The organism is Lysinibacillus sp. Y5S-8 (assembly GCF_036894365.1).
Lineage (GTDB): Bacteria > Bacillota > Bacilli > Bacillales_A > Planococcaceae > Lysinibacillus > Lysinibacillus fusiformis_D.
This window is the reverse complement of record NZ_CP145889.1, coordinates 1808886-1832583: the sequence shown is the minus strand read 5'-3', so window position 1 is coordinate 1832583 and position 23698 is coordinate 1808886. Positions and strand designations below refer to the sequence as shown.

Genomic DNA, 23698 nt, shown 5'->3' with positions numbered 1-23698 from the left:
GGTAGCCACCTCTTAACGTAATCGAATTCTAGGGTCCAACACAGAATATAAAACATCAACGATAAAATTAATCATGACGACAGCTACTGTAATATACATGACAATTCCCTGTACAAGTGGAAAATCACGATTACTAATAGCCGTAATTAGTAGCTGACCGATGCCTGGCAAGGAAAACACCTGCTCCACAATAATCGTTCCTGCTACTACCTCTGCCATGATCAAACCAAAAACCGTTAAAATAGGGATCATCGAATTTTTTAATACATGCTTATACATCACATTTTGTTCAGACATCCCTTTACTGCGAATTGTACGGACATAATCGAGTTGGACTTGCTCTAGAATAGCTGTACGGACATAACGGAAATTCACCGCAATTTGTGGAATGGCAATCGTTAAAGCTGGAAGAATAAGCGTGCTAAGTGCTCCTGCTATACTTTCGGTCCAAGGAATATAGCCACTAATTTTAAAGAAGCTAAACTGTAAGCCAATGTAAAGAATAAGCATCATCCCTAGCCAAAAGGATGGTACTGCCATCCCAATTTGCGTCACAGTGGATAATGACACATCACTTAATTTATTTTGTCTTCTTGCAGCAAACATCCCTAAAGGTAAGGAAATGATTAAGACCATAATAAGGGTAAGCCCTGCTAATGACATGGTGACAGGAAGTCGATCAAATAATAATTCTTTTACTGGCATGGAAAATCGAATGGAATTCCCTAATTGCCCTGTCAATAAGCTCTTCATCCAATCTACATATTGTTCATAAAGAGGACGATCCAAGCCGAGCTCAGATCGTAAATTTTCAATTTGTGTGGAATCCGCCTCCGTCCCTAACATCGTGCGAACCGGATCACCAGGTAATATTTGAAAAACGCCAAATGTAATGATGGATACTAGAAGGATGGTGATTATTAACAGGATGATTCGACGTAGGATATACATCATAAGCATTCATCCCTTTCTAGTTTGAAAACTTAACCTCAGACATATCATGGAACCAGAATGGATAACTCTTAAGCCCCGTCACTTGTTTGTCAGTACCCCACACGATTTGATAATCAGCAATGTAAACCGCAGTGGCTTGCTCTGCTAAAATTTCCTGTGCACGATGGTAGTAGTCGATTTGTTTAGCTTGATCAGTTTCCTTCAAGACATCAGCCATAATTTTGTCGTATTCTTCGTTTTTAAACAGGAAGAAGTTTTCACTATCATTTGTGGAGATATAGTCATTCAAAATTTCAAAGGCAGATGCACGACCTGTTAAATCAATCGTTGTCATCTCATAGTCGCGACCAAAGTACACACGATCTAGCCAGATACCCCATTCAACTACTTCAATTTCTACATCAATGCCAATTTCCTGCAAATTAGCCACTACAATTTGGGCAATATTTGAGTAAATATCATTATGTGAAGACACCGTTATTTTTGTTTTAAAGCCATCAGGATAACCCGCTTCCTCTAATAAGGCTTTCGCTTTTTCCACATCTCGCTCATACATGCTTTCTAAGCCCTTCTTTTGGAAGTCTCCCATCGCTGGACTCATATTAGATCCAAGAGGAACAGCATAGCCCGCAAATACAGAATCAATAATATCGGATTTACTAATGGCGTAATTGATCGCTTGACGAACCTTCACATTATCGAAAGGTGCCTTTGTTTCGTTAAAAGTAACGATTAATGATGAGTTATTATTTTGATGGGATAAATTATAGCTACCCTCTACCTCACCAACACGATGCCAAGGAACACTCGTTAAATCTACCTCATTCGCCATCAAGCTCATAATGGCTGCCTGATCATCTGATTGGAAGGCAAAGGTTACTTTATTCAAATAAGGCAATCCTTCCTGCCAATACTGCTCATTTTTCTTGAGCTCTAAATTGGTGCCAGGTGCGTATTTTACAAAGGCAAACGGTCCTGTCCCAATTGGGTTTTCATTATGCTTACCATCATTACTTTTAGGAATAATAGCTGATTGTCTTGCTGTTAATGAATACAAGAAATTAGAGTTCGGCTCTTTTAGCTTGATAATAAACGTAGTCGCATCAGATGCCTCTGTAGAGGCTACATTATCAAAGTTATTGGACATTTTCTCCCCGCCATTTTTCCCCATTAAACGGTCAAAGGAATATTGAATATCCTCCATCGTCAAATCATCACCATTATGAAACTTCACACCCTGGCGAATTTTAAACGTATACGTTAAACCATCCTCCGAGATGTCGTAGCTCTCTGCAAGCCCCTCTTTCAAGGAACCATCCGTTTCAGGTGCCATAAGCCCCTCAAACAGATTAAGAATCATTTGATAGGAAATAGACGCTGTAGCCTTATGTGGATCTAAAAAATCTGGATCGTCATTGACACGTACAACGATTTCCTGTGGAACATCGGCTACTGTTTGACCATCTGTAGAACTTGAACCTGTCGTATTTTTCTTTCCATCACCTGAACATGCTGTCATAATAATTGCTAATAACAATGTAACGAGCATCAGTCCTCTTTTTTTCCATTGCATAGTCGTTCCCCCTTTTCCTATATGCCTATCTTTGAATGCTTGTATAGCTTTCAACATCTGCCAATTTATCAGCGCCTTTAATGCCAGCGAGAATAGCTTCCTCCATTACCTTTGTTGCTAAATGTCCTAGATAATCAAGTGCATAAGGTTGATCGCCTGTCCCTAGCACAAAAATCGTATCGCCATCCAGCATGGTATGAACGGGATAAATCGTTCGTGCTAAAGCATTTTGCGTAAGCTGTGCAATTTTTTTAGCCTCTGCCTTCGTTAACTTGGCATTCACTGCTACCACACCGATCGTTGTATTAGTGCCAGCTAATGCCTCTGATTGTGCATGCTGCTCTAAATAGGCACAGCAATCCACCCACTGACCAGAATGCGTATCTCTGGCTCCTGCTAAAATTTGCCGTGTAGCAGGGTCCTTGACATCTCCCACGGCATTCACTGCCACGATGGCTCCTGCTACGAGACCATCTTTCCCCGCATAGGAAGCACTACCAAGCCCACCCTTCATCGCAAAATTAGGTCCTGCTAGTTTGCCAATAGTTGCGCCATAGCCAGCACCTATATTGCCATTGGCAAATGGGCCAACTTGTGCTGCTTGTGCCGCTTCATAGCCCATTTGCGCAGTAGGTCGAGCATGAGGATCACCGATAAATAAGTCAAAGAGAACAGCACTCGGCACAATCGGTATTTTTGCCACACCTGCATCGACGCCAATTCCTTGCTCGGCTAAAAATTGCATGACACCTGTGGCAGCATCTAATCCGAAGGCGCTGCCCCCAGCTAAACAGATGGCGTGGACTCGATCAATTTCATTAATAGGGTCTAATGCATCTGTTTCACGAGTGCCTGGTGCAGAGCCTCGAACATCCACTCCACACACCGCCCCACTTTCTACTAATAGCACCGTGCAGCCTGTAATCCCTTCCTTATTTTCACGATGTCCGACTTTGACACCTGGCACATCCGTTATATTGCCAAACATCTGCAACACCTCCACATCAAAATAAATTTAATTTTCTGATTATTTACCATATAAAAAGCAAGCCACTCGTTGATGATCATTTTCATGTTGAAGCATCGGTCTTTCCTGATGACATCTTTCCATCACAAATGGACAACGGGTATGAAAGACACAGCCAACAGGTGGATTCATTGGACTTGGTAATTCACCTTGTAAAAGTATTTCTTGTTTCGGCTCATCAAAATTAACGACTGGTATAGCAGATAGCAATGCTTGTGTGTAGGGATGTAATGGATTGGCGTAGAGCTCCTGCTTTGTCCCAATCTCCACAACTCTTCCTAAATACAGCACTGCCACACGGTCACTAATATGCTTCACAACACTTAAGTCATGTGAAATAAATAAATAGGTTAATTGAAATTCATCTTGTAAATCCATCATGAGATTAAGAACTTGCGATTGCACCGACACATCCAGAGCAGATACCGGCTCATCAGCAATAATGAATTCTGGGTGTATCGCTAATGCTCGGGCAATACCAATTCGTTGTCGCTGCCCACCAGAAAATTCATGCGGAAACTTATGCATGGCATCCTCAGGTAGCCCTACCTTTTGTAAGAGCTCCTTCACACGCTCTTTTCGCTGTTCCTTCGTCAATGTTAATTGCAGTTTCATCGGTTCCTCGATAATAGAGCCGACCCGCATCCGAGGATTAAGGGAGGAAAAAGGATCCTGAAAAATCATTTGCATTTGATTGCGATAACTTTGTAGCTTACTGCCCTTTAAATGCTGGATTGGCTGCCCTTTATACAATACTTCCCCTGCTGTTGGTTCAACGAGCTTTAAAATCGTTCGCCCAAAGGTTGATTTGCCTGAGCCTGATTCCCCTACAATGCCCAATGTTTCTCCTCTAAAAATCTCTATTGAAATATCGTCAACCGCCTTGATGACCTTTTTTTCTTCCTTCATCGATTTGCGTTTCACAGGAAAGTAGGCTTTTAAATGATTAATTTCCAGCAAAACTTCTTTCTCCATCATGAGCCAGCTCCCCTTTCTCTGTGAATAAATGACAGCGTACTTTATGTGCCTCTTGAATGTAATGGGTAGCCGGTTGCTCCACATGACAATGTGCCATCGCATGTGGACAGCGTGGGGCAAAGCGACAGCCCTCAGGCAATGCATACGCTGGTGGTACAGTGCCAGGAATCGACGGTAGCCTTTTGACATCTGAATCAAGGCTAGGCATTGTTTTTAAGAGAGCGGTTGTATAAGGATGCTGCGGATTTAAAAAGAGCTCTCTCACTGGAGCTTCCTCGACAATTTGCCCTGCATACATCACCATGACACGATCGGCTGTTTCTGCGACAACACTCATATCATGTGTAATAAATAAAATGGCCGACTGATGCTCTTTCTTCATTTTCAGCATCAGCTTTAAAATTTGTGCCTGTACCGTCACATCCAGTGCTGTGGTCGGTTCATCTGCAATCAAGAGCTGCGGATTATTGGACATCGCAATAGCAATCATGACACGTTGCCGCATTCCCCCTGATAGTTGGTGAGGATATTCAGCAATCACCTTTTCCGCATTGGCAATTCCTACTTCCTGTAAAAGTAGTAATGCTTTCTTCCATGCCTCTTTTCTCGATACCTTTTGATGTCTGCGAATGCCCTCAATCATTTGATTGCCGATCGTAAAGACCGGATCTAAAGAGGTCATAGGCTCTTGAAAAATCATACTAATTTCATTGCCACGAATACGGCTCATTTCTTTCTGTTTATAGGCGAGTAGATTTTTACCGTTTAAGGCAATGGAACCTGCTGTAATTTCACCTGGTGGTATGGGCAGTAAACGCATAATCGCTAAGGAGGTGATACTTTTGCCGCTTCCTGATTCACCTACGAGTGCAACGGTTTCTCCTTTATGAATAGTAAAGTTTACATCTTCAACAACCTTCGCCTCTTTGCCATTTTTCAACTGGAATTGGATGGATAATTGATCGACCTCTAAAAGCACTTCTTTTTCTTTTGGCTGTTCCATATGCGTCCCTCCATCTCACTGTTGATTAGGTGGTGCATAGCGTATAGCGATGTTTTTCATTTGCGTATAGTTTCGCAGTGCAACAAAGCCCTTCTCTCGACCAATTCCACTTTTTTTATAGCCACCAAACGGCATTTGAATGCCACCTGCAGCCCCATAATTATTAATAAATACTTGTCCAGCCTGCACGCGACTTGCCACATAATGAGCCGTATCAATATGCTGTGACCAAACACCAGCGACTAAGCCATAGTCAGTGCTATTGGCTAATGCAATGGCCTCGTCTGCGCTGGAAAATGGCAGGACGGTTAACACAGGGCCGAAAATTTCTTCCTGCGCTAATGGATCATTTGGATCAACGCCATCCAGTATAGTTGGCTGTACATAAAAGCCCTTTTCATAGCCTTTTATCGTCACTGGTTCGCCACCCGTAATTACATAGCCATCTGTCTTTGCTTGTTGTAATAATGCCGTGATTTTCGTATATTGTCGTTCATTTAATAGCGGTCCCATATCCATATCCGCTTCCCCAGGTCCAACCTGAATTGCTTGGAATTTTTGCGCTAGTTGTGTAATGAATGCATCTTTAATACTTTCTTCAATGAGTAAACGTGCCCCTGCAGAGCAGGTTTGACCGGCATTTTGAATAATGGCACGTACAACCCCCTCTAATGCTTGCTCCATATCAGCATCTGCAAACACAATATTAGGCGATTTCCCTCCAAGCTCTAATGTCACAGGAACAATATTTTCTGCTGCCGCCTTCATAACCGCTATCCCTGTCGGCACAGAACCCGTAAACGTAATATGATTAATATCGGGATGTGATGTTAAATAAAGCCCAACCTCTCGCCCCAATCCTGTAATATGCTGGAAAATTCCTTTCGGCACTTTATTGGTAAACCATTCAGCGATGGCATGTGTTGTAAGGGGTGTATCCTCTGCACTTTTCACAATCACAGCATTACCAGTTGCTATAGCCGCTGCGACACTTCTTGCCGTAATTTGAATCGGATAATTCCATGGCACAATATGTACCGTAATGCCAACTGGCTCTAGCACTACCGCATTTAATAGTCCATCCTCAATCGGAATGGTATCCCCCATCACCTTATCCGCCGCACCACCATAAAATTCAAAATAGCGAGCCGCTGCTTCAATATCTGCTCTTGCCTGTGATAAGGGCTTTCCTACGTCTCGACATTCTAGTAAACTCCATTCCTCTGCATGCTGTCGAATATAATGGGCAAATTCAATTAATAACTGCCCCCGTTCATAGGCCTTCCATTGACGCCAGTCTTGTCCTTCAAACGCTAGACGGGCTGAATGTACTGCTTGCTCCACATGCGCTTTATTTGCATTGGTAATTTGTGCAATCACTTCCCCTGTCGAGGGATTTTTAACTTCTAGGTATGTCTCTTCTTCACCATGAACCCACTCCCCATTAATTAACATAGGAATTTTTCTCATCGTACCCCTCCTATAATCCACGGCCACCATCTACATGCAATGTCGTTCCAGTGACCATACTTGCCGCATCAGACAGCAAATAGCTGACTGCCCCTGCTATATCCGCTGGCTGTACTAAGCGCCCAAGTGGGACAGACTGCACAAACACATTTTGCTTCGTTTGCTCTATATCAGCATCCTGTGCAGCAAATTGACCAAGCATTTGTGTGTCAGCTGGGCCTGGATGAATCGTATTAACGCGAATTTGGCTTGATGCAAGTTCAATTGCAAGCCCTCTTGTAAAGCTTTCTGCCGCCCCCTTTGAGGCAATATAAGCCTGTAAGCCTGGTCTAGGACGTACGGCAGAAATAGAGGCTATTGTAATAATGGATCCCCCTTGCTGTTTTTTCATAAAAGGAACAACTGCTTTTGTCGTGATAAACAAGCTTTTTACATTGACATCCATTAAACGATTCCACTCATCCATCGTGACCTGCTCAATTGGTGTCGCTGACTGGGCAATCCCTAGTGCATTGACAAGACCATCCATTCTGCCATACTTGTCAAAAACCTGTTGGCAAATGCTTTGAACAAGTTCCTCCTGCAATACATTGACTTCAACACATTGTAATGAATCATGGGCGATATCTGATAGTGCATCTATTGATAAATCAAGCCCTACAACCTGATTCCCCTGCTTTAGCTGCTCTTGAATAATCGCTTTTCCCATACCGCCTCCTGCACCTGTAACTACGACCACCTTTTGCTCGACTGCCATCCTAAACACCCCCTGCTGTTAAAGTCCTATTAATGATTTCCTGACAAATTGCATCACCCATTTGTGCCGTTGTCGCTTGTCCACCAATATCTGCTGTCTTTACGATGCCTTCTTGTAGCACTGTTGTAATCGCCTTAACAATGAGCTGTTCTAAATCGCTTCTACCTTGATGTCCAAGAAGTAAGGCAAGCGACCAAATTTGTGCAATGGGGTTAGCAATGCCCTTACCTGCAATATCTGGTGCAGACCCATGAACAGGCTCAAACATCGATGGAAAATCCTTTTCTGGATTCAGGTTTGCCGATGGAGATAGACCAAGTCCCCCGACAATAGCTGAGCCTAAATCGGATAAAATATCGCCGAATAAATTGGACGCCACAACCACCTCGAAATCCTGTGGACGTTCGACAAAATAGGCTACCAAAGCATCAATATAAATGGATTTCAACTGTAGGTCTGGTGAGCTTTGTGCCACCGTTTTTTTTGTATGTTCATCCCAAAATTTCATCGAATGAATAATGGCATTTGATTTTGTCGCACTGGTGATCTTGGTTTTACCATGTTGCTTTGCATAATTACAGGCAGCTCGGACAATTTTTTCAATGCCCATCCGCGTCATAATGGTATTTTGAATGGTCATTTCCTGTGGCTGCTGCTGATACAGTCGACCACCACTATCCGAATATTCGCCCTCCGCATTTTCACGGAAGATGACAAAGTCAATGTCTTTGCCATTCGCTAAAGGAGATGCTATTCCTGGCAGCGATTTAATAGGACGGAAATTTACATACTGCTGGAAATGTTTCCGAATAGGCATAATTAATTGCCAAACCGTGACATCATCTGGCACGCGAGCATCGCCAATTGCACCAAATAAAATCGCATCATATGTTTGAAGTGTTTCCAATGCATCCTCGGGCATCATACAGCCGTGTTGCACATAATAATCAGAGCTCCAAGGAAAAATGGTCGTTTCGATGTGTAAGGAACTGTCCTGTTCCTGCAAACATGTCAGCACCTTTAATGCTTCCTGCATTACCTCTTTTCCTATGCCATCCCCTGGTATGACGGCTATTTTTATTGACGTCATTGTTCATCACCCGCCAAAAATTTTAATGCTGCTAAACGGTAAATAGCCGTTGTTTCTGCTAATTCTTCAAGCTCTACATATTCATTGATTTGATGAGGGATTTCTCGATCTCCAGCACCGACCGTCACAATCGGGATGCCATGAACATGAAGAAACGTACCATCTGTCGCACCCGGAACACCATTATATTTCGGTTCCTTCTCCGTCACCTCTGCCACTGCCTCATAAATAGCCTGTACCACAGGATCTTCCTTAGCCGTTGCAGTAGCCGGCCGATTATCAAGCACCGTTAGTTCGACTTTAAAATCAGGGTCATCTGCTTGTAATCGTTTAATAATGGCCTCGATTTTGCCTAATAGCTCATCATGATCCTGAGCAGGCACCGTGCGGATGTCGAGCGTCGTCATACAATGATCTGGAATGACATTGATTTGTGCATCACCTTTAACCGGCGCACGTAAAATCGTTGGTGTAATAGATGGCCAATTTAGCATTGGATCACGCCCTAATCGTGCTTGCTCCTCTTTTTCCAATTTTTCAAGCTCTACGATAAAACGCGCCATGCGCCAGTTTGGATTTATACCGCTCCACGAAATAGCACCATGCGCCATTTTACCGAAAATATCTACCTGTAAACGAATGGCCCCACGCTGTGCAATACATACATTATTTTCCTGTGGCTCACAGATAATCGCACCATCCACTCCATCAGCCCAGCCATTTTTAATAAAATGCTTAATGCCAAGCATAAGCCCCTCTTCATCACAAGGAATACATAAAATAATCTTGCCGGTAAACTCCTCTTGATCTAGTAGCAATGACTGGCAAGCCGTAATCATGCAAGCCAAATTCCCCTTTGTATCATTCGTTCCCCTGCCATACATACGCCCATCCACAATCTCTGCTCCAAACGGATCATAAGCCCAAGCCTCTCGATTGCCCTCTGTCACGACATCTGTATGTCCTTCGAAAAGTAATGTTTTCCCAGGCTTGCCCGAATCAATAATGCCAATTACATTCGGTCGCCCTGGCACAACTTCCTCTACATGCGTTTCGATGCCAATATCTCGTAAATAAGAGGCTACAAAAGTTGCCACCTCTTGCTCATTACCCTTCGGATCGTTCTCACGGTAAACGCTTTCAATTCGCACAAGCTTCTGTGTTAATGCAATGACCGCCTCACGATCACGCACATACGATTTCGTTGCTTTCAAACTAGTTACTGTCATGCAAAGGCCCCCTGTTTTTAGAGAATATTCTGAATTTATGTTATTTTATCATTGTCCTTTCTCTATGAAACTAGACAATATGTTAATGATTCCTAGAATGATCTTAACTTTTTGTTTAGCAATAAAACGCTAGAAAAGGACAAATTATTCTGCTTTACATGAATTTTTGATAGATTTTTCGAATAAAGAAGAGTTTATGGTTCGATTTTGGGGTGCTTAATTTTATAGTGAGTGAGTCGGTGCGTCCTACTTTTGAAAGACTTATTCTCCTTTTAGAGCTGAGCCTTACGCTACTTATGAGCGGCCTTCTCTTATGAGAGCGAAGCACCCTATCCCCTCCTAAAACGAAAAAAACCAGCAGCTGCTGGTTTTTTCCTGTTTATTGTTGACGGGATTCGGTCATTTGCTTCCAGACCGAGCCTTTTGCTTCCTCACCTTGTTCGATACGAGCAATAGCCATTTTCACTTGTAATTTCACTTCGAATTCTTTATCATCCTCAGCCGCTTTTAATGCTGGTAAAGATTGCTCCGTGCCGACCTCATATAAATACATCGCTGCACGCCAGCGAACCAATTTGTTTTTATCTTGCAAGGCTTGCTGCATGGCTTCTTCAAATTCTACAAGGCCAAGATCACTCATACAGTCGCCTGCTGTTCGACGTACCGCTGCACTTTTATCCTGTAAGGCTCTTTCTAAATAAGGCACAACAGCCACATCTTCAATCATGCCTAAGTAGACAGTCGCTAGTCGACGAATGGACATTTGTTCATCCTGTAAGGCCAAATCAAGTAATGGTAAATCATCTAGCTCTGGATCAGCCATTTGATCGAGCAACTGGAAGCGTTTCTCCCATTCTGGTTGATTGAACTGCTCCACTGTCACTTTTATTTTAGCTGTTTTAATAGCTGCTTTTTCATCATCATTATTAATAGCTGTGACAATTTCTGCTAAACGCTCCGCAGAATACGTGACATCGATCTCCTGCTTGACTGTTTCTGCTATTTCCTCAAGCTCGCCATAGCGTACACCATAATCAATCCATTTGCGTTGGAAAATATAGTTTTCATCTACTGCCGACTCAATAATTTGATTAAAGGCATCAACAAAGCGGTCACCACAGCTAACACGATATTCGCGCTGATTATCAAAAGCTTTTACTTGTAGTGGCACCTGCTTGTAAAACTGTACATGCACATAAACCTCACCATAAAATTCATTGGCTACAACGGTTTCATCTTGTGTTTGAACATCTTCCCCTAACACTTGACGAATGCTTGCGAGAATACCTTCCCATGCATATTTAGCATTACGCTCAACAGCAAAGAAATCGGCTACGTGGTAAACGCCCTTTACCCCTTCAATAGCTAAAATTGCTGCAGCCTCTCCAGTTGCCTCGTCTTTATTATCCTTTGTAAAATTATAGCTTTTCCCGAACGGTAGCTCTGTATCAACGACAATCTTCATCGAATTAGGACTTGGCGTCGGTTCAATTGTAATAATCTTCATGTCTATCGCTCCTTATCCGTTGACAATTTCATCTAAATAAGACCATCTTTCAATCAGATGCTCATAGTGAGCATTTAACTCATCCAACTTGGCTGTTAATTCCTGTAATTTTGTAAAATCTGAGCCCGCATTCGCGATTCCATCTTCGGTCTCCATAATGGCTGTTTCCGTCTTTTCAATGTCATCTGCAATCGTTTCCCATTCCTTTTGCTCTTTAAACGATAGCTTTTTCTTGTCTGATTTTGGCTTTTCGGTCTTCGCCTTTTCGACTTTTGGCGCCTCTGCTTTGACAGTAGCTGCCTGCTCGCGCTTCTCTAAATACTCACTGTATAGATCCAGCGTTTCCTCTACCTGTCCTTGTCCATCCAATATCCATAGCTTTTTCGCAATTCGGTCTAGGAAGAAACGGTCATGGGAAATCGTGATGACAACGCCAGGGAAATGCTCAATGAAATCCTCTAACACACCCAATGTTTCAATATCCAGGTCATTGGTTGGCTCATCAAGTAATAAAACATTTGGTTGCTCCATTAATAAACGTAATAAATGAAGACGTTTGCGCTCACCACCAGATAATTTTCCAATTGGTGTACCATGTGCGTGCAGTGGGAATAAAAAGCGCTCTAACATTTGAGCCGCTGAATAGCGAACGCCCTCTGCATCGGTAATATCATTAGAAGCCTCACGTATATATTCAATCATACGCTCATTTTCATTCATTTTCGGCAATGTTTGCTTGAAATGTGCCAGCTTCACTGTTGACCCTACAAGAATTTCACCTTGATCGGGTGTTAGCTCCCCTGCCAGCATGTTCAATAAAGTTGATTTTCCTACCCCATTCGCACCAATAATGCCGATTCGGTCCCCCTGCTGTAGTAAAAATGAAAAGTGTTCAAGAATTTTTTGCTGTCCGAAGGCTTTCGAAATATTTTCAGCCTCTAGCACTTTTCGACCAAGGCGTGTAGTTGCAAGGCCCAATTCCAATGAAACATCCTCTGATTTGCGCTCTAGGTTATCCTCCAGCTTTTCAAAGCGTTGAATACGCGCTTTTTGCTTAGTTGAACGTGCCTTCGCACCACGACGAATCCATTTCAACTCTGAACGATAACGATTGCGATCCTTTTGGGCAGAGGCAGCCTTCATTTCCTCACGAATAGCACGTGACTCTAAATAATCACCATAATTTCCTGTATGACGATACAACGTTTGATCTGCAAGCTCGTAAATATGTGTCGATAATTCATCGAGGAAATAACGATCGTGGGTGATGAAAATGACTGCACCCTTTAGACGTAGCACCATTTCTTGGAGCCACTCCGTTGACTCCACATCTAAATGGTTGGTAGGCTCATCCAATAAATAAAGATCTGCAGGCTCAATTAACACTTTGGCTAAGGCAACTCGTTTTTGCTGACCACCTGATAGCGTTAACACCTCTTTATCGAAAGTTTCGATGCCTAGCTTCGTTAATGCCGTTTTCGCAAGGGCATTAACATCCCATGCCTGCTCTTCATCCATGCGCTGTTGCAGACTAAACAATGTCTTTTGTAAACTTTCGGATGTTGGGTTGACAGCTAGTGCAGCTACTGTATCTTCATATTGGCGATTGAGTTGTAAAATCGGTGAATCGCCTGCAAAGACAGCCTGTAACACCGTTTCTCCAGCATTAAATGTCGGCTCCTGTGGCAAATAGGCAACACGGTATTTATTCGGGCGATCGACTGTCATCATATCTGCTTCTATATCTCCAGCTAAAATGGATAACAGGGTTGATTTGCCCGTTCCATTAATACCGATTAAGCCTGCTCGCTCTCCTTCATAAATGGTAAATTCAATATTTTGAAAAAGCGTTTTATCGCCCACCGTTTTGGTTAAATTTTGTACGATTAAATGACTCATTCCACTATTCCATCTCTTTCATGTTAGGTATTGTTCATGCCCACACGATTTTTATGTAGACGATTATTGATATCCATTATTCATCATAACATCATTTGACAGGTAAACAAAGAACAACAACCCGTACTTACGATGGGTGAATGTCCTGTAAATTCGTGTGCATAAGCTGACAAAGCTTGATGATTCCTTGTTCTATGTCCTGTGGTTTTAGATACGAATGTAATACAAGCAATGGTTTGCCGTTTCTACCGATGATGAATTACTATTTATTTCTGATAAAAATATTTGGGCAAACCTTTATTCCCTTACTGCGTTAGACATTGCGTATTTTGAGGAACAAGACTTGGATCGTTTTTTTGAATTACTAAAGTTAGTCAAACAGAGTGGGACAAACATTGACCATGTAAACGTAACAGATAGGAAAGAAGTTAGCGAAAGTACTGCTATTGGCTTTGATATGATGCTTGCTGAGAGCATAGACATAAAGGAAGAATTATTAGTTTCAATCAAGAAATCAAATTGGGAAGTTGCTAGTTTTTATGAAAATAAAAAATGAGTTGCAGAAAAAGAAAAAGTGCAAAATCGCCGTTTTACGTTTGATTCAAAATACAATGATTATTGGTTCAAATGTAGAGCAACAAATGACAAGGGCAAATGCACGAATATATTTGTCCAAATCTATTTCAAGGACCATAGCTTAACACAGGCAAATAGCCACCTAGAAGAAGAGTTCAACACGATATTTATGCTATTTGAAAAACGATACAGCTTTATAGAAGAGAGTTCAGATAATTCGATACATTTTACGGGTGCTGAAATTGCTCAATATGCAAGTACGGCCGATTTTATTAAGAAAATTTCAAATAATTCATTACAATAAAAGGGTTATGTCAACAACAACTATCCTATTTTTTAAGGGGAATTTTTTATGGAGCTTGCAGTCGTCATAAATTTAGTTTTATATATTGCCAACACTTTGTTTATTTTAGAAAAAAATGTAAAAAAATAGCGGTGTACTGAAGGGGAAAATTATATTTACCTTACTCAATTTCCTATCATTAGCTTGTGGTATATTCTTGATGCAATTTGCTTTTGCTATTAGCCAATTCGATGCTGTCATAGAAAATGATACGGCCATCGACGTGAAAACGAAAATGCTATTTGCGATAGAAGTCTTTTATTTTGTCATACTGAACGCACTCTTCACAGTTTTGGTGCTGCGAAAGAAATGCCCGAATGAACAAGAACCGCCCTTCTAATGAAAGGCGGTTCTTTGCGCTATTGACCGATTTCGTGCTGTAATTGCTTTAAAAAGCTTTCCATAAATTGATGACGCTCTAAGGCCATTTGCTTGCCCTTTTCTGTCACCATTAAATCTTTTAGTAGTAGTAATTTCTCATAAAAATGCGTAACAGATGCAGTGTTTTTTTGACGATATTCTGACTCAGACATATTTGTACGTGCATCTTCGTCCTTAGCATATAGCTTGCGACCTTTTGCTCCACCGTAAGCAAATGTTCTAGCAATGCCAATAGCCCCAATCGCATCTAAACGATCAGCATCTCTAACAATTTTTGCTTCCAATGAGGTTGCTTCTAGCTCATTACCACCATTAAACGACACTTGTGCGATACAGTCTCGAATATGCCGCTTTTTTTCCTCGCTAACAGGTAACTCTGCAATAAGCTGTTCTTCCTGTTCCTTGCTATCAGTATACTTTTTGTCACTAACATCATGCAAAAGCACCGCTATTTTGACCACCTCAGCATCTGCTGTAGGCTCGGTATGTAAGATAGCTAATGCGTTTTGATAAACGCGTTCAATATGTTGAAAATCATGACTAGCATCAAATTGTTCATACACTTCACGTACTTTATTCATTAAATGATCCATCACGTACTCTCATTCCTTTCCTATAAGATTATACTGTACTTTTTCGAGTAAAAGGTAATGTAGAAAAATAAAAAAACAACATCATTTCAATTGACAAATTTTTCTGAATATTATATGATAAACGTACAGAACAATCTATTTGTTCTGTATCTCATATTTTTTTAGTCGTGTACAACAGCTATGTGTTTGACAAATAGAACATCAACTTCAGCGGGCTTACAATTGAATAACCTGTTTTAAAGATGACGTGCGTATTGAAAACTAATCATCTAAACAAATAAAAGTGAACACTTTCCCTTAGAAATTCTTTGTTTAACTCGCATAGCCATATGTACATGCCAAAAAATATGAACAACAAGTTAGTTTGATGCATGACCAAAAGGATTTCACTAGATGTAGCAAAAGTGAATTGTTTTTTATTAATGGTTGTTACCTTCTTCTAGTCAATTATTTGAGTATGTATGAACGTAGCTCCTCCCATTAATGAAAATCGTGCACGATCATTGTTTACAGCTTGTGAACACCATGTTCAATGAGTTGTGCTCATTAGAATGAAAAACATGTAAGTCATAAATGTATGAAGCGATAAAGGAAGTAGGAACGATTTTGATAAAAAGTATGACCCTCCCGCTGAAGGACAAATAAAAGCTGCCCATCTTACAATCAAGTAGATGATGGCAGCTTTTACTGTTTTGTCTTCTTTCTTTACAGTACGTCTTGAATGATTGCATCAATTTCCTGTAAAAGGGCTTCATTTTGCATCGTTGAACTTAATTTCAAATTAGCTTGGTCTACATGGATAACTGCTACATGCATCCCCTCTTGAATACTTGCACTTGGCACAGGAATCATTTTTTCGATATCGAATGTCATAATGAGATCTGGAAATTTCGATTGCACCTGTCCTTCCTTCGATAACGTCATATATTCATTCCAGAAAGTTAGGTGATAATCACCAACTACTAATTTCCCAACATCAAAGCCATTTTCCTTCGTTAATGAATATTTCTTTACTGCACCTGAAACGATGTGTACTCCATTCAATTGCTGTAAAACATGAGCTAATTTTTCTTCAAAAGTTTGTCCCTTTAAAAAGCCATAGCCAAGCTCAATGGCCATTGTGATGGCATTTGGTGCACCATGCTTCTGTAGATAGTCAATCGTCACTGGATTTCTTGTTACGCCTACAAGCCCACCTGCTAAAATAGAGGCTTGGCGTGCTGTTTTTGCCGTATTGTGTAAAGTTCCTTCCACAAAGCCTTGAACTGCAAAATGAGCTTTTCCTCCTGCGTAAAATTGTACGGATTGATAATTTGGTTGTTCATGTAGATTTAAAGAACCCATAATACCTGTGGGATGTGCTCGTCCATTACAAGGAGCGTCAACGACTGGAACATTTAATAGGACCGACTGTAACCAGCCATTAATCGTCGTATTGGCACCATTTTCATTCGTAATGATGCCCTTCAGACGTTGATCACAATAGTGATTCATACTATGGTAGCTCCAACAAAGCTGCTCGCTAGAAATGTATTGATCGGCTGCTGATGGTGCGCCGACCATTGCCACACATGCCACTAAGTCCTCATGATCTAATTCAGAGATATCCATTAATTGAGGTGTCCCAGCAGCAAAGATTTCCTCCACTAGCTTAAGCCCTTCCTCTAGGAGACCACCTCCGCCACCACCAAGGATTGCTCCTCCATAAACTGCAGCAATCCCATCCTCATATGATAATACTTTTGCCATTCATCCTTACTCCTTTCTATTTCCCTATTTTTAGAATAGAAGAGAAGAAGCTATACAACGCATCCCCAGCAATGACACCCGCTGCAAAGACCGTCATTTCAGATTCTCTCTTGCCTTTCGTCACATACGTGAAAATAACACGAAGCAAGATACCCACTAATACAGCCCAACCAGCAATCGGGTTAATCAGTAATAAACCAGTAGCAAACAGGATACCCATTTGTCGTTTTGAACCACCTATTAATTGAATCAATGCACCAGGAATCGCCCAAATCATCAATTGTTTCGCTACATCGCCTGTAACACCTGATTGAATTGTCGCTGCATAGACATGATTCACAGGTGCCACTAAACCTTGTGCAAAATAAGATTTATAGGAAAGTAGAACAACTACTGCTGAAATCGAGAAGGCTAACATACCCGCAATCATTTGCTGCTTGCGTCCTTCTTTTTCTAAAGCTGGGTCACTACCATTTCCACGTAAAATGAAACCTGTTTTCAAATCATAGCCCATATCGGCAAATGCTACCCCCGTAGCGGCACTATAGCCTGCTAATAAAGCAAGTGCTGGTGCTGGGAAGCCTATTAAAATACCAACAATTAGTGTAATAAATGCCACTGCAAATGCTGGGAACCAACCTGCATGCATCGCTGCGATACCAACGATTAGCTCATGGACAAATGCTGCAATTGTTGCGAAAATGATGAAGCCTATTAACATACCGAATGACATATGTGTAATTATTCCGCCTAAAAGGGCGATTAATAATGCAATGACTAAATAAGCAATAAACCCTACACCAAAACCTTGGCGAATTTCTTTAGCATCTTTTGAATAGCTTAACTCTTCTGACTTTTTAGCAGAGCGTTTATTCATTAATGTAAACGCTACTTGGAAAAGAGCCACAATTCCGGCACCAATCATAATACCATGTGGAATATAATAGGCATTTAAATCAACATTAAATAATTGAACAGAATAGCCTCTTAGTAAAAGACCAATTCCAAACATCGTCAGCGCCCAAATATTGCCGATGAACGCCACCCCAAAAGCTGACATTGGAATTTTAAGAACAGCTCCCACGATACCGATTAATACACCACCAACTAATACCTTTGCATTTTTACCGCCTTTATCACCAGCTTTAATGGCTTCAGCAGTTGCAATCCCTGGTGGCCAAGTACCTGCTGCCGGGAAAATCTTTGTATCAAAAAATTTATATAATAATAAAGCATCAACAAACATCGCTAAAATAACACCGATAAACAATGGTAAAACTAAATTTTCATAACCTAAAACGTATGGAATACCGATTGGCAGCATTAAGCTACTTGCTGCACTAAATGTAGCCGATGAAATCGCCGTTTGAATAATATTTTGTCTGTGCACGGATTTGAATGCAATGAGCTTTCCTATTGGTATTCTTCCGAGAATCATCGCAAATATTGCCCCAACGATCGATGTATTAGCAGAAATCCCTAAAGTTGTAATCAGTTGAATCCCAATAATAGCCCCAACGACAGATGTTAAGACGATCATTAGTAACGTTACAGGCTCTAAAGCCCTAGGATGTAATACTTTATTATTCATAGTGACAGCTCCCCTATTGTTGTTATAGTTTTGAAATGTGTGATTGTATTTGCTGAGCTACTTTCACTAACTGTTCAAGCATATATTTCTCCCTTTGATCATTTAAATCATATACCAAACCAGAAATTGTAAGAGATGCGATGATTTCTTTTTTATAGTTAAATAATGGTACACTGATGCCAAATGCATGTTCATTATACTCCCCAACCGTTCCACACCAGTTGTTGCGACGGATTTGCTGCAGCTCTCCCTTTAATGATTCAAGGTAGGACTTATGTTCTTCTTTCGATTGTTCCTCTTGAAAGAAGGCTATTAATTCGAGCTGTCTGTTCTCCTCTAAATAGGCAAACATCACCTTACAGGAGGCACCGATGTAAAGGGGTGTCTTCGTTCCTAAAGACACCGCATACTTTACATTTTTATTGCTTTCGGCTATTTTTGTTGTGACACCATATTCATTGTCCATATAAGTAAGAAATACTGATTCATTCATTTCACTAGCAAGATTTTGCATTAATTCATAAATGGTCGAGTGTGGGTCTTTTGAATTCGATAGCACATCATAAAAAAGGTACATTTTGTAACCCAATTTATATTTTTTAGTGTATTCATCCTGTATTAAATAACCCGCTTCTGTAAATGTATTAATGGTTCTTTGCACAACACTTGTCGGCAACTTCATCATGCGTGAAATTTCACGAACACCTAATGCGTTTTCTGTCGTAGCAAAGCATTCTAGTATATCCAATGAGTTTTTTAATGTCTTGACAGTCATTTATTTCTCCCTTAAGCGTTTTGATAAGCGTATTGCTTTCTCGCCACTTCTTCAGAAATATATTCATTTAATAAATCACGTTCAATGGCTTCCGTGCTTCTTTCTAGTGGATTGCCGTAACCACCGCCAGTTGCTGTGACAAGCTCAATGCGGTCTCCTTTTTGCAATTCATAATTGGCAAGTACACCTACTGGTCCAACCTTCGTTCCATCCTTTTTATGAACGATTAAATAGTTGTGAGAGCCTTCCCCACCACCATTTAAACCGAATGGCGCAAATTGATGTCTGCCTAGGTTAACAGAAACCTTTTGACCATCATGATTGACTATATAGACACGACGTACACCTAAGCCACCTCTAAATTGACCGACACCAGCACCATCGCAGTTTAAACTATATTCGTCAATTTGAATACCGTATTTTGTTTCTGCAATTTCCACAGGAAGGTTATAGGTTTCACCATCTCCCATGCAGTATTGCCCACTTTGACCATCCTCATCATTTGCTGCTCCCCAACCACCAACAGATGGTTCAACAATTAGGAACGATTCATCATTTTCAGGGTTTTTACCTGTTAAGATAAATGTACAAACGGACTGTAAATGCCCTGCCGATAATCTTTCTGGCAAATGCGGTGCAAGAGCTTTCCAAATTAAATCCGCAGCCCCAATACGTGCCTCAAAGTTCATGGATACAGGATGTGGACGTTTAGCGGAAACAATCGAATTTTCATCTGTGATAATCGTTAAGCGTTTAAAGACACCCTCGTTAATTACATCAATATCGCCAAGTAAAGCTAAGAACATAACGCGCACACTTGCCATTAAACCAAATTGTGAACAGTTCACTGGCACATTGACCGCAGGATGCGAGCCTCTAAAATCACAAATAAATTCTTCATCACTAATCGTTACTTTCACTTTAATTGGATAGGGTCCGCCCTTTAATGGATCCCCTTCAATAAAGTCTTCCGCATAAAATTCACCTTTTGGTAAATGTTGAAGCTCAAGCTCTACAATTTTCTCCCCCTTGTCTAATAATCTTTGAATGGACAATTTCACCGATTCAGCACCAAACTTCTGACAAAGCTCTGCAATGCGTTTTTCACCTGTTTTTAAGGCTGCCACTTGTGCAAACATATCGCCAATTGAAAGCTCTGGTAAACGAACGTTCGTTGATATAATTTCATAGACAGCGTCGTTCAACTCCCCTTTATGATAAAGTTTGACACCCGGTAGCTGTAAACCTTCCTGATAGATTTCATTAGAATTACTTGTAAACGAACCTGGGTCCATCCCCCCTACCTCTGTCCAGTGCGCTTTATTGGCAGAGTAAGCAATAATTTCACCTTTATAAAAAATCGGTAATACTAAGCCCACATCCGATAAATGCGATCCACCCCCAACATATGGGTCGTTAATAATAATGACATCGCCTTCATGCAACTTTCCATTATCGAATTTTTCAATAACACGTTGCACCATTGGACTTAGCATTCCAATAAAGCTTGTGACACCATTCCCTTGGCTAATTAAATTACCTTTGGCATCCGTTAAACCACAAGCGTAGTCTAATACTTCATAAATAACTGGGCTCATGGATGAACGTGCTAGAGCCACAAACATTTCGTCCCCTATGGCTAGCAATGAATCTTGAATAATTTCTACTGCAAAAACGTCTTTTTTCATGTTTTATTTCCCCTCCATCTCTACAATCAAATTGCCATATTTATCAATTTCAATGGATTGCTTGTCATTGATTACGACCGTAGATGTTGGATTTTCCACAATAGCAGGACCTGCAATGACATAACCTGGTACGAGCTTTTGTTGATCGTAGACATTGACCTCTACCCAACCTGTTCCCTTCACATATAAATTACGCTGTGCTTTGATACATGTGGAAGCGTCGACCTGTGAGAAGTCTAGCTCCTTAAACTCAACTGCCTCATCTTTTCCGTAGATTGTAAGATGTAAATTGACTAACTCAATGGGCGTAGCTGGTAAATCAAATGAAAACTCTTGTTTATGTTTAACATGGAAAGCCTCCGCTAATTCGCGTAGCCCTTCTTCAGTAATCGTGCTAGTCGATGCGTTCAATTTCACTGCATGCTCTTGTCCTTTGTATCGTAAATCATAATTAATCTCAAAATAATAATGATCCTTTGATAAAGGGGCATCCGCATAGGCATTGGCAATCGCCTGATCAATATTTCCTTGAATTGCCGCAAGTTGGTTGTCATCAAAGCCCATTAAACTTGTTTGAATATAATCTTGTCGGTATTCTGTCATCATCATACCTAATGCTGAAAAGACGGAAGAACCATATGGAATAATCACTTTTTTCATACCTAATTCTTCTGCTAGGTTAATCGCATGTAGTGGGCCACCACCCCCGAATGCTACCATTGTGAAGTCTTCTGGATCATAGCCTTTACGAATCGAAATCAACTTCAGTGCATTTAACATATTAGAGTTCGCAATATCTAAAATACCTTGAGCCGCTTCTTCTGCCGTTACATTAAACGGTTTCGCAATCGCTTCCACAAGAGCCTCCTCTATTTTGTCAATGGATACTGGATTATCAAAGTTTTCTAATGATAATCTTCCTAAATACACATTTGCATCGGTAATCGTCGGCTGTGTATTGCCTAAGCCATATGCCACTGGCCCTGGATTTGCACCAGCAGAATCTGGACCAACCTTTAACGAGCCAAATGGATCTACACGTGCGATGGAGCCACCGCCATTACCGATTTCAACAATATCCACTACAGGCGTTTTAATTGGATAACCCGCAAATTTTTCATTTCTTTCAATATAGTAATCTGTTGTCACATTTACTTTGCTATCTGTAATAAGGGAGCATTTTGCCGTCGTCCCACCAACATCGAACGCAATAATATTCGATTCATTGAGTAGCTGCCCTAATTTGGCTGCCCCAAACATCCCCGCAACAGGACCAGATTCCACTAAATTGATAGGTAGCTCCATTGCTTTATCAAAGCTTGTTGTCCCACCATTTGATTGCATAATTTTTAAATGGTCTGTAATACCAATCGTACTTAATTTTTCTTTTAAGCTTTTTAAATAGGCATGGGCAATCGGCTTTACATAAGAATTCAACACCGTTGTATTCGTTCTTTCATACTCACGATATTCTTTAATGGTTTCACTTGAAAGTGTGATATACACCTCAGGCCAAATTTTTAAAATTTCCTCTTTAAGCTGTTGTTCATGAATAGGGTTTTTATAGCCGTGAATGAATGAAATGGCAATCGCCTCAACACCCAATTTTTTAAATTTACGAACGATTTCATCGACTTCTTCGATATTAAGCGCTTTCATAATATTTCCTTTAAAATCGATGCGTTCATCCATTTCCTGTCGTAAGTAGCGCTCTACAAATGGTTGTGGCTTTTTATATTTAAAGTTATATAAGTCCGGTCGATTACCACGTGCAATTTCTATGACGTCACGGAAGCCTTTAGTTGTAATTAACCCAACTACGCCCCCTTTTCTTTCCGTTAATGTATTGATAATAACCGTTGAACCATGAATAAATGATTCAATCAGAGATTCTTCTGTAACATGTCGTCCTAATACATTTAATATGCCATCCTCAAAGTGACCAGGTGTTGTATGTCCCTTATCAAAATGAAGATTTCCTTTTTCATCTGTGAAAACTAAGTCGGTAAAAGTACCGCCAATATCTGTTGCGATTTTCAAGACTGCATCCCTCCGTGTTCCTATTATCGGAACAGTGTTCCGAATTAGAATTAAGTAAATTATATTTAAAATAAAAAGAAAATTCAATGTATTTTTTAAATAAAAATTCATTTGACAATTAACCTTCGTTGTAAAAATCCGCTCTATCTTTCCAAAATCAGAGAACTATTAATAAAAAATACCAAACACATTTATATAAGGAAAGTTCTCATAATTTTTTTGCAACACAAAAAAGACCCTAGTTTTCACTAGAATCTTAAAATCTTTTAAAAAAAATTAACTTTTATGAATTTTTACTCATGTAGTAGATGAAGAAATCAACTAAAATTTCACATTTATGCCACGCTTGAATTGTAAATAGACGATGAGTCGAGGAAGAAATAAATAGTAGCTCTCTTCCAAATTATGCAGAGATCATCTAGGAACCAAGTTTTCCCCTTTATCCATTAAAAAAAGCTGCCCATTTAAGTTGGGC

Annotated in this window: 20 protein-coding genes; 3 read left to right on the top strand and 17 right to left on the bottom strand. The window is 40.6% G+C overall.

Annotated elements, in window-relative coordinates; translation table 11 throughout:
* Window positions 1-12: 12 nt before the first annotated feature.
* From V6670_RS08620 to V6670_RS08570, 11 genes are all read right to left on the bottom strand, one after another.
* Complete coding sequence (locus tag V6670_RS08620; protein ID WP_338653636.1) at window positions 13-954, bottom strand: ABC transporter permease; 942 nt, start codon at window positions 952-954, stop codon at window positions 13-15.
* A 16-nt stretch (window positions 955-970) separates the two neighbouring features.
* Window positions 971-2527 carry an ABC transporter substrate-binding protein gene (locus V6670_RS08615; protein ID WP_338653634.1) on the bottom strand — a complete coding sequence of 519 codons (1557 nt, stop codon included), beginning with the start codon at window positions 2525-2527 and terminating at the stop codon, window positions 971-973.
* A 25-nt stretch (window positions 2528-2552) separates the two neighbouring features.
* On the bottom strand, window positions 2553-3515 hold the full coding sequence (locus tag V6670_RS08610; protein ID WP_141903027.1) for a P1 family peptidase: 963 nt from the start codon (window positions 3513-3515) through the stop codon (window positions 2553-2555).
* A gap of 39 nt (window positions 3516-3554) precedes the next feature.
* Window positions 3555-4532 (bottom strand): dipeptide ABC transporter ATP-binding protein, encoded by a 978-nt coding sequence (locus V6670_RS08605; protein WP_338653632.1) that lies wholly within the window; start codon window positions 4530-4532, stop codon window positions 3555-3557.
* Window positions 4501-5535 carry an ABC transporter ATP-binding protein gene (locus V6670_RS08600; RefSeq protein WP_338653630.1) on the bottom strand — a complete coding sequence of 345 codons (1035 nt, stop codon included), beginning with the start codon at window positions 5533-5535 and terminating at the stop codon, window positions 4501-4503. Before V6670_RS08600 ends, V6670_RS08605 begins: the two co-directional genes overlap by 32 nt.
* A gap of 15 nt (window positions 5536-5550) precedes the next feature.
* A complete protein-coding gene (locus V6670_RS08595; RefSeq protein WP_338653628.1) occupies window positions 5551-7005 on the bottom strand; it encodes an aldehyde dehydrogenase family protein in 1455 nt (484 codons plus the stop codon).
* Between the two features lie 10 nt (window positions 7006-7015).
* Entirely contained in the window at window positions 7016-7762 is a 747-nt protein-coding gene (locus V6670_RS08590; protein WP_141903023.1) for a glucose 1-dehydrogenase, read from the bottom strand.
* 1 nt (window position 7763) lies between these two features.
* Window positions 7764-8852, bottom strand: coding sequence for a tartrate dehydrogenase (locus tag V6670_RS08585; protein WP_338653626.1), 1089 nt, complete (start codon window positions 8850-8852; stop codon window positions 7764-7766).
* The gene (locus tag V6670_RS08580; protein WP_141903021.1) at window positions 8849-10081 is read right to left on the bottom strand and encodes a M20 family metallopeptidase; all 1233 of its coding nucleotides are present in this window, start codon (window positions 10079-10081) and stop codon (window positions 8849-8851) included. Before V6670_RS08580 ends, V6670_RS08585 begins: the two co-directional genes overlap by 4 nt.
* A gap of 379 nt (window positions 10082-10460) precedes the next feature.
* Entirely contained in the window at window positions 10461-11588 is a 1128-nt protein-coding gene (locus tag V6670_RS08575) for a virulence factor (protein WP_338653624.1), read from the bottom strand.
* Between the two features lie 12 nt (window positions 11589-11600).
* A complete protein-coding gene (locus V6670_RS08570) occupies window positions 11601-13487 on the bottom strand; it encodes an ABC-F family ATP-binding cassette domain-containing protein (RefSeq protein WP_249646006.1) in 1887 nt (628 codons plus the stop codon).
* A gap of 343 nt (window positions 13488-13830) precedes the next feature.
* On the opposite strand from V6670_RS08570, the gene V6670_RS08565 reads away from it, so the two are divergent.
* The 3 genes from V6670_RS08565 to V6670_RS08555 all read left to right on the top strand — a co-directional run bounded on the left by V6670_RS08565 (window position 13831) and on the right by V6670_RS08555 (window position 14746).
* Window positions 13831-14043, top strand: coding sequence for a hypothetical protein (locus V6670_RS08565; RefSeq protein WP_141903018.1), 213 nt, complete (start codon window positions 13831-13833; stop codon window positions 14041-14043).
* A gap of 18 nt (window positions 14044-14061) precedes the next feature.
* The gene (locus V6670_RS08560; protein ID WP_338653620.1) at window positions 14062-14367 is read left to right on the top strand and encodes a hypothetical protein; all 306 of its coding nucleotides are present in this window, start codon (window positions 14062-14064) and stop codon (window positions 14365-14367) included.
* 196 nt (window positions 14368-14563) lie between these two features.
* Complete coding sequence (locus tag V6670_RS08555) at window positions 14564-14746, top strand: hypothetical protein (protein ID WP_338653618.1); 183 nt, start codon at window positions 14564-14566, stop codon at window positions 14744-14746.
* A 19-nt stretch (window positions 14747-14765) separates the two neighbouring features.
* Here V6670_RS08555 and V6670_RS08550 read toward each other — a convergent pair whose 3' ends face one another.
* From V6670_RS08550 to V6670_RS08525, 6 genes are all read right to left on the bottom strand, one after another.
* Window positions 14766-15380, bottom strand: a complete 615-nt coding sequence (locus tag V6670_RS08550; RefSeq protein WP_338654547.1) for an HD domain-containing protein — start codon at window positions 15378-15380, stop codon at window positions 14766-14768.
* 705 nt (window positions 15381-16085) lie between these two features.
* A complete protein-coding gene (locus V6670_RS08545) occupies window positions 16086-17129 on the bottom strand; it encodes a DUF917 family protein (RefSeq protein ID WP_338653616.1) in 1044 nt (347 codons plus the stop codon).
* A gap of 16 nt (window positions 17130-17145) precedes the next feature.
* On the bottom strand, window positions 17146-18720 hold the full coding sequence (locus V6670_RS08540; protein ID WP_338653614.1) for an OPT/YSL family transporter: 1575 nt from the start codon (window positions 18718-18720) through the stop codon (window positions 17146-17148).
* Between the two features lie 22 nt (window positions 18721-18742).
* Window positions 18743-19495, bottom strand: a complete 753-nt coding sequence (locus V6670_RS08535) for an IclR family transcriptional regulator (protein WP_036123024.1) — start codon at window positions 19493-19495, stop codon at window positions 18743-18745.
* Between the two features lie 11 nt (window positions 19496-19506).
* A complete protein-coding gene (locus tag V6670_RS08530) occupies window positions 19507-21183 on the bottom strand; it encodes a hydantoinase B/oxoprolinase family protein (protein WP_338653612.1) in 1677 nt (558 codons plus the stop codon).
* Between the two features lie 3 nt (window positions 21184-21186).
* The gene (locus V6670_RS08525; protein ID WP_338653610.1) at window positions 21187-23223 is read right to left on the bottom strand and encodes a hydantoinase/oxoprolinase family protein; all 2037 of its coding nucleotides are present in this window, start codon (window positions 23221-23223) and stop codon (window positions 21187-21189) included.
* Window positions 23224-23698: the final 475 nt, after the last annotated feature.

Excerpts from the sequence above, each read along its gene's own strand:
- V6670_RS08570 (WP_249646006.1), bottom strand. The coding sequence starts at position 13,487 with ATGAGTCATTTAATCGTACAAAATTTAACCAAAACGGTGGGCGATAAA.
- V6670_RS08585 (WP_338653626.1), bottom strand. The coding sequence starts at position 8,852 with ATGACGTCAATAAAAATAGCCGTCATACCAGGGGATGGCATAGGAAAA.
- V6670_RS08595 (WP_338653628.1), bottom strand. The coding sequence starts at position 7,005 with ATGAGAAAAATTCCTATGTTAATTAATGGGGAGTGGGTTCATGGTGAA.
- V6670_RS08530 (WP_338653612.1), bottom strand. The coding sequence starts at position 21,183 with ATGAAAAAAGACGTTTTTGCAGTAGAAATTATTCAAGATTCATTGCTA.
- V6670_RS08580 (WP_141903021.1), bottom strand. The coding sequence starts at position 10,081 with ATGACAGTAACTAGTTTGAAAGCAACGAAATCGTATGTGCGTGATCGT.
- V6670_RS08600 (WP_338653630.1), bottom strand. The coding sequence starts at position 5,535 with ATGGAACAGCCAAAAGAAAAAGAAGTGCTTTTAGAGGTCGATCAATTA.
- V6670_RS08615 (WP_338653634.1), bottom strand. The coding sequence starts at position 2,527 with ATGCAATGGAAAAAAAGAGGACTGATGCTCGTTACATTGTTATTAGCA.
- V6670_RS08535 (WP_036123024.1), bottom strand. The coding sequence starts at position 19,495 with ATGACTGTCAAGACATTAAAAAACTCATTGGATATACTAGAATGCTTT.
- V6670_RS08605 (WP_338653632.1), bottom strand. The coding sequence starts at position 4,532 with ATGATGGAGAAAGAAGTTTTGCTGGAAATTAATCATTTAAAAGCCTAC.
- V6670_RS08590 (WP_141903023.1), bottom strand. The coding sequence starts at position 7,762 with ATGGCAGTCGAGCAAAAGGTGGTCGTAGTTACAGGTGCAGGAGGCGGT.
- V6670_RS08575 (WP_338653624.1), bottom strand. The coding sequence starts at position 11,588 with ATGAAGATTATTACAATTGAACCGACGCCAAGTCCTAATTCGATGAAG.
- V6670_RS08620 (WP_338653636.1), bottom strand. The coding sequence starts at position 954 with ATGATGTATATCCTACGTCGAATCATCCTGTTAATAATCACCATCCTT.
- V6670_RS08550 (WP_338654547.1), bottom strand. The coding sequence starts at position 15,380 with ATGGATCATTTAATGAATAAAGTACGTGAAGTGTATGAACAATTTGAT.
- V6670_RS08545 (WP_338653616.1), bottom strand. The coding sequence starts at position 17,129 with ATGGCAAAAGTATTATCATATGAGGATGGGATTGCTGCAGTTTATGGA.
- V6670_RS08610 (WP_141903027.1), bottom strand. The coding sequence starts at position 3,515 with ATGTTTGGCAATATAACGGATGTGCCAGGTGTCAAAGTCGGACATCGT.
- V6670_RS08540 (WP_338653614.1), bottom strand. The coding sequence starts at position 18,720 with ATGAATAATAAAGTATTACATCCTAGGGCTTTAGAGCCTGTAACGTTA.